This window comes from Corynebacterium sp. (genome assembly GCF_030535495.1).
In the GTDB taxonomy this organism is placed as follows: Bacteria; Actinomycetota; Actinomycetes; order Mycobacteriales; family Mycobacteriaceae; genus Corynebacterium.
The window spans coordinates 42,080-48,077 of the sequence record NZ_JAUNRW010000006.1 but is presented as its reverse complement, the minus strand read 5'-3'; the positions used below and the strand labels follow the sequence as shown (position 1 = coordinate 48,077).

General features: G+C 68.4%; 8 protein-coding genes and 1 pseudogene. 3 read left to right on the top strand and 6 right to left on the bottom strand.

Going from position 1 to position 5,998, the window contains the following annotated elements:
* Positions 1-356, bottom strand: a pseudogene (locus Q4F73_RS01765) (hypothetical protein); the annotation flags it as partial.
* A gap of 109 nt (positions 357-465) precedes the next feature.
* Here Q4F73_RS01765 and Q4F73_RS01760 point away from each other — a divergent pair.
* Entirely contained in the window at positions 466-969 is a 504-nt protein-coding gene (locus tag Q4F73_RS01760) for an SRPBCC domain-containing protein (protein ID WP_303357628.1), read from the top strand.
* A 10-nt stretch (positions 970-979) separates the two neighbouring features.
* Positions 980-1,498 (top strand): TetR/AcrR family transcriptional regulator, encoded by a 519-nt coding sequence (locus Q4F73_RS01755; protein WP_303357627.1) that lies wholly within the window; start codon positions 980-982, stop codon positions 1,496-1,498.
* 3 nt (positions 1,499-1,501) lie between these two features.
* On the opposite strand, the gene Q4F73_RS01750 is transcribed toward Q4F73_RS01755, so the two are convergent.
* Entirely contained in the window at positions 1,502-2,059 is a 558-nt protein-coding gene (locus tag Q4F73_RS01750) for an NADPH-dependent FMN reductase (RefSeq protein WP_303357626.1), read from the bottom strand.
* 99 nt (positions 2,060-2,158) lie between these two features.
* Here Q4F73_RS01750 and Q4F73_RS01745 point away from each other — a divergent pair, with 99 nt between their 5' ends.
* The gene (locus Q4F73_RS01745) at positions 2,159-2,980 is read left to right on the top strand and encodes a DUF1206 domain-containing protein (protein ID WP_303357625.1); all 822 of its coding nucleotides are present in this window, start codon (positions 2,159-2,161) and stop codon (positions 2,978-2,980) included.
* On the opposite strand, the gene Q4F73_RS01740 is transcribed toward Q4F73_RS01745, so the two are convergent.
* The 4 genes from Q4F73_RS01740 to Q4F73_RS01725 all read right to left on the bottom strand — a co-directional run.
* Positions 2,981-3,727, bottom strand: a complete 747-nt coding sequence (locus tag Q4F73_RS01740; protein ID WP_303357624.1) for a metal ABC transporter ATP-binding protein — start codon at positions 3,725-3,727, stop codon at positions 2,981-2,983. It lies immediately after the preceding gene.
* Positions 3,724-4,560, bottom strand: a complete 837-nt coding sequence (locus Q4F73_RS01735; protein WP_303357623.1) for a metal ABC transporter permease — start codon at positions 4,558-4,560, stop codon at positions 3,724-3,726. The genes Q4F73_RS01740 and Q4F73_RS01735 overlap by 4 nt, the downstream gene beginning before the upstream one ends.
* A 14-nt stretch (positions 4,561-4,574) precedes the next feature.
* On the bottom strand, positions 4,575-5,528 hold the full coding sequence (locus Q4F73_RS01730) for a metal ABC transporter substrate-binding protein (RefSeq protein WP_303357622.1): 954 nt from the start codon (positions 5,526-5,528) through the stop codon (positions 4,575-4,577).
* A 69-nt stretch (positions 5,529-5,597) separates the two neighbouring features.
* Positions 5,598-5,998 (bottom strand): phosphotransferase (locus Q4F73_RS01725; RefSeq protein ID WP_303357621.1); only part of this gene is annotated, 401 nt, incomplete at its 5' end.

The following is a 5,998-nucleotide window of genomic DNA, read 5'->3' as shown; positions in this document are numbered from 1 at the left end:
CCGGCGTGTAGCGCGCCGGCAACCGCCACCAGCACGGCGAACCAAGCAGGACCCCGACTCACCAACGGGATCAGGGGCAGCCACATCGGGAACAGCTGGGACAGGTGCCATGACATGGCCCCTCCCCGGCCGCGGGTGACGGTGTCCATGATGCGGTCCCGGAGCACCCAGGCGAGGATCCAGAAGGCCACCATCATTCCGGCCATCCACCACCAGAGCTGCCAACCGGCCATGAGCAGCACGCCCCCATAGAGGGCCGCGAGCAGCACCGCGGTCACCGGGGCCGGTCCGCGCCGCAACACCTCCGCATCGCCGGAGACCTGCCCCAACGCCTGGCGAGCCTCATTACTTTCCATACCTGCAACCCTATGACTTTCCACTACGGAAAACAAGACCCTTGACGCCACTGGACAAATCCCGTTAGTCTTGAAACTAACATCGTTAGTCCCACCCAAGGAGTCCCCCATGAAGATCCGCACCATCGCCCTCACCGCCCTCGCCGCAGCCTCCGCCCTGGCCGTCAGCGGCGTCATCTTCCCTTACCGCGTCGAGCACCACGCCACCGCAGAAGCCACCCCGGACACCGCCTGGCAGGTCATCGAGGACCTGGAGAACTACCCCACGTGGAACCCGTACACGGCGGAATTGCGGGGTGAGGCGGTCGTCGGCACGCATCTGTACAACCGGACCAGGTCCGGCGGCAGTGAGCTCGTCTTCCGCCCGGAGGTCCTCGTCGCCGATCCGGGACGGGAGCTGCGCTGGCGCGGCAGCCTGGGCACGCGCTGGATCGCCGACGGCGAGCACTACTACCGCATCGACCCGGGCCCCACGCCCGAGCAGGTGACCATCACCCAGGGCGAGGAGTTCCGCGGCATACTGGTCACCCTGCTGCGCCCGTGGTTCAACCTCGACGAGGAGTTCGCGGTGAGCACCGCCGCGCTGGCCCGTCACATCGAGAAGCAGGGGTAGATTGCCAGTCATGCGCCCCGTCACACCGCCCCTTCGCCCCCGCACCGCCGAGATCATTGAGGCGGCGCGGGGGCTGCTGGAGGAGGTCGGCTGGGAGGAGCTGAGTATGCGGGGACTCGCGGAGAAAGTCGGTATGCGGGCACCCTCGCTGTACAACCACGCGGCGAACAAGGAGGAGCTGCGCACGCTCATCCTCACCGCGTCCTTCTTTCAGATGGGCGATGCCCTGTGGGAGGCGGTGGCTGTCGAGAAGTCGGCGGCCAGCGTGGCCGCCGCCTACCGGCACCACGCCACCACGTGGCCCCACCACTACCGCCTGGCCACCACCGGGCCCCTCAACCGCGAGGCCCTGCCCGCAGGTCTGGAGGAATGGTGCGGCGCCCCCTTCGGCCTGGTCACCGACACCCCGATCGATGCGCAGACCTTCTTCGCCACAGTCCACGGCCTGGCGATCCTCGAGATCGACGGCCGTTTCCCGCCCGGCACCCCGATCGATGACCTCTGGGCGCGGGCGGCTGCGCTGTTCTGAGAGTTAGGCGGTGACGGTGGCGCGGTCGGTGGCGTCGATAAGCTCGTCGGCGATGGCGTTGATCCAGGCCTCACCCTGCTCACCCGGGGTGAACACGAAGTCGGGGAAATGCTCCTGGAAGGTGAACTCCGCCTGGGCCGGGGTGAGCACCATGCCGACGCGGGTGACGATGTCGTTCCAGTGGGAGACGGCGGTGCGGGCGGCGTCGGAGCCGTAGCCGATGAAGCCGATGGGCTTGCCGGTCCACTCGGCGAACAGCAGGTCGTAGGCGTCCTTCATCGGACCCGGAACCGAGGCGTTGTACTCGGGGGTGACGAAGATGAAGGCGTCGAAACCGCCGATGAGCTGCGCCCAGGCGCGGGTGGCCGGGTCGGCGTAGTTGCCGTCCTCGACCATGCGCGGCGGCACGGCGGTGTTGGGGTTGAGGTTCTGCTCGAGGATGTCGACGAGCTCGTAGGTGTGGCCGTCGCGGCGGGCCTCGAGCTGCTCGATGGCCCACTGGCCGATGGTGATTCCGGTGCGACCCTCGCGGATGGAGCCGACGAACACGGCGATCTTCATGTGACGTCCTTTCGTTGGTGACGCGACAACATTAACGGATGGGTGTCGATCCTCCCCAATCGTGTGGCCGAGCTCACGCGGACAGGGTTGAATGGGCTTATGGATGCACGCCAGACCGCCAACCAGGCGAAGAACAAGGCCCGGCAGCACGCGGGCAAGGCCCACGACCACCCGGCCGTGAAGATGATGGCCCGCGGCGGATTCATCGTCATGGGCATCCTCCACATCCTCATCGGCTGGATCGCCTTCCGCATCGCCACCGGCTCCGGCGGCGAGGAGGCCTCCAACTCAGGCGCCCTGGGCACCATCGCCGAGGCCCCCGGCGGGCGGATACTCCTGTGGGTGGCCGTCATCGCCCTCGCCGCCCTGGCGCTGTGGCGCCTGTCCCAGGTCTTCGTCGGCGAGGAACTCAAGGACAAGGCGAAGGGTGGCGTGCTGTTCGTCGTCTTCTCCTCCCTGGCGTTCACCACCGCGACCTTCGCGCGCGGCGGCTCCACCTCGGACGGCGACACCGCCACCGACGTCACCGCCACCGTCCTCGAACAGCCGTGGGGTGCGGCCCTGGTCATCATCGCCGGACTCGTCGTCCTCGGCGTCGGCCTGTACAGCATCTACAACGGCGCGACGAAGAAGTTCAAGGAGGACCTGGAGGCAGGCGCCGGATCCGGCAACGTCGGCAGCGCCATCGTCGGCGCCGGCATGGCCGGCTACATCTCCCGCGGCATCGCGTTCGCCATCCTGGGCATCCTCATCGTGGTCGCCGGCTGGAAGTCCGACCCGGAGCAGGCCGCGGGTCTCGACGCCGCGCTGCGCACCCTCGGCGAGCAGCCCTTCGGCTCGATCCTGCTCATCATCATCGGCGTCGGCCTGGCGCTCTACGGCCTCTACTCCATCGCCCGTGCCCGCTACATCGACATGTAGCTAGCACTCCTCGTGCGGGCTGTCGATGAACAGTCCGCCGCTGTCGTGCAGCTCCCCGAGGTTGTAGGCCGCACGCAGGTTCGCCTCGGTGAGCACCGTCTCCGGCGCCCCGGAGGCGACCACCCGCCCGGACATGAGGACCACGTGGTCCGCGGCGCGCGCCTCCGCCAGGTCGTGGGTGGTGAGCACCACGGTGTTTCCCCGCTCGGTCTCGTCGTGGATGATGTCGTCGATGATCCGCGCGGAGACGATGTCGAGGCCGGTGAGGGGTTCGTCGAGAAGCAGCACGTCATGGTCCTGCGCCATGCCCTGCGCGACATAGACGCGCTGTCGCTGTCCTCCGGACAGCTCCTCAAGGTGTCGTTTGCCCAGGTCGGTGACATTGAGTCGGGACATGACGTCGTCGACACGTTGCTTATCGACGCCCCCGAAACGCCCCAACCAGCCCGCCGACGGGTACCGGCCCATGCGGACGACCTCGCGCACCGACAGCGGCACACCTTCGGGGAAGGCGACCGACTGCATGACGTAGGCGATGCGGTGGCGCGGGAAGGCCACCTCGAACTGCCCGGACTGCGGGGCGATCAACCCGCCGATGGCGTGCAGGAGGGTGGATTTCCCTGAACCGTTGGGGCCGATGATGGCGGTGAGTTTGCCCAGGGGGATGGAGACGTCGGAAGGGGCGACGGCGACGGTGCGCTCGTAACCGAGCTGGAGCTTCCGGCCGACGGCGAGATGATCACTCATGCCGTCCTCCTTGTGACCCGGCGCCGCAGGTACTGCGCCTCCATGATGACCAGGAACGCGGCGATGGGCACCAGCGCCATCGTGGCGGCGGCGGCCGTGCCCAGGTGGAAGGAGAGGATGAGCCCGATGACCACGGAGGCGGCCCCGATGCCGGCGGAGACCGCGATCATCATGGGGATGGACCGCGACAGCAATGCGGCGGTGGCCGGCGGGGCGACGAGCAGGCTGAAGACCAGCATGGTGCCCACCGCCTGGAAACTGCCGATGACGCTGGTGGCGATGAGCACCAGCAGCAGCGCGTGGGTGAGCTTGGGGCGCATGCCGAGGCTTTCCGCCTTGACGGGCGAGAACGACAACGCCATGAGCGGCCGGTAGAGCAGCAGGGATCCGGCGATGACCACCACGGCCAGCACCGCCTGCTGACGGATGGCCTCCCAGGACACACCGAGGGCATCGCCGAAGAGGATGCTGGTCAGCGAGCCGGAGTAGGAGTCGGAGCGGGAGATGATGACCACGCCGAGGGCCATCATGCCGACGAAGAGCAGGCCGATGGCCGTGTCCTCCTTGAGGTGCGTGTGCCGGTGGATCACCTCCACCGCACCGACCATGACGGCGGCGGCGACGGCGGCGCCGAGGATCGGGTTGAAGTCGAAGACCACGGCGGCGGCGATACCCGGCAGCACCCCGTGGACGAAGGCGTCGCCGAAAAAGCTCATGCCGCGCAGCACGAGCCAGACGCCGACGGTGGCGCTCATCACCGCGGCGATGAGCCCGCCGATCAGGGCCCGCTGCTGGAAGCCCAGCAGGAAGGGATCAAGAAGCCAGTCAGTCACGGACAAGACTCTAGTCAGCCGAGTGCTTCGACGATGAGGCGGGCGTTTTCGCGCATCATGCCCTGGTAGTCGGCGGCCGGGGAATCCGCGGTGCCGACGGAGCCCTCGTAGAGGGAGACCACCTGCACGCTGTCGCCGATCTCGGCGGCAAGCGCGTCGACCAGCGTCTGGTTGACGGCGGCGTTGGTGAAGATCACCGGCACGTTCTCCTCCCGGATCACCCCGGCGAGGGCCGCCAGGTCCTGGGAGGAGGGCTGGGCCTCGGTCGAGCCGCCGGGGATGACCACGCCGGCGGAGTGGAAGTCATAGGCGTGGTTGAAGTAGCCGAAGGCCTCGTGATCGGTGACGATCGTGCGCCGCTCCGTGGGAACGGCGGCCAGGTCCGTGCGGATCTCCTCGTCGAGGGCGCGCAGTTCCTCGGCCACCTCGGTGCCGCACTCGGTCCACTGCTGATCCTCGGTGCGCTGGGCCACCTCCTTGCCGATGAGCTCGGCGGCCGCGGCCATGCGGGAGACATCGAGCCAGAAGTGCGGGTCGCGGTCACCGTGGTGGTGCCCCTCGTGGCCGTGCTCGTGATCATCGTGCTCGTGCTCGTGGTCCCCCCACGGCAGCGGGTCGACGTGCTCGGCGACGTGGAGGACGTCGGTGCCGTCGGCGGCCACCTGCTGGAGGGAGGCGTCGAGGCCACCCTCCAGGCCGAGGCCGTTGGCGATCACCAGATCGGCCTTGACCATGTCCGCCACCTGCGAGGAGGAGGAGGAGAAATCATGCGGGTCGGCATTGACGGGCATGAGGGTGGTGGAGGTGCCCCCGGCACACGCGGCGATCTGCTCGGTGACGGACCCGAGGGGGGTTGTGGTGACGACCAGCGAGATGTCGTCGCCGGTCTCACCCTCACCGCCGCCGGTGCAGGCGGTGAGGACGAGGGTGGTGGCGGCCACCAGGCCGGTGACGAAGCGAGCCCGCATAAAGGGCCTCCTGAACTCTTATTGGAAACGTAATGAAAACTGTTACCAATAGTACCCCGGAGGCAGGGCTCATGCCAGTTCAGCCAGCAGCGCCCTCGCCGCCTCCCGGTAGCGGGGGCGGACCGCATACACGCACACCAGCCGCACCAGGGTCGCCCGCTCATAGGCCTTGACCGCCGCGTTCGACTCCAGCACGCCCAGCACCACCGCCGCCTGCCGGTCATCCCACACCCCCTGCCGGAACCTCCAGACCGCATGGGCCCGGAGATTGGCGACATCCAGCGCCGGATCGGCCAGGCAGGCGGTGTCCACGTCGAGCAGCCCCGGCCCAGCATTGCGCTCCCACAGCAGCTGCTTGTCGTGCAGATCACGGTGGGTGGGCACGAGGTCGCCGGGCGGCAGGGCCCGCAGGTCGGCGCAGGCGCGCGCCACCACCGCCTGCAACGCGGCCGGGTCCGCGACGTGGAACA

What these genes read in the sequence shown, in the direction of transcription:
- Q4F73_RS01755 (WP_303357627.1), top strand. Translation starts at nt 980, where the DNA reads ATGCGCCCCGTCACACCGCCCCTTCGCCCCCGCACCGCCGAGATCATT.
- Q4F73_RS01740 (WP_303357624.1), bottom strand. Translation starts at nt 3,727, where the DNA reads ATGAGTGATCATCTCGCCGTCGGCCGGAAGCTCCAGCTCGGTTACGAG.
- Q4F73_RS01760 (WP_303357628.1), top strand. Translation starts at nt 466, where the DNA reads ATGAAGATCCGCACCATCGCCCTCACCGCCCTCGCCGCAGCCTCCGCC.
- Q4F73_RS01750 (WP_303357626.1), bottom strand. Translation starts at nt 2,059, where the DNA reads ATGAAGATCGCCGTGTTCGTCGGCTCCATCCGCGAGGGTCGCACCGGA.
- Q4F73_RS01745 (WP_303357625.1), top strand. Translation starts at nt 2,159, where the DNA reads ATGGATGCACGCCAGACCGCCAACCAGGCGAAGAACAAGGCCCGGCAG.
- Q4F73_RS01730 (WP_303357622.1), bottom strand. Translation starts at nt 5,528, where the DNA reads ATGCGGGCTCGCTTCGTCACCGGCCTGGTGGCCGCCACCACCCTCGTC.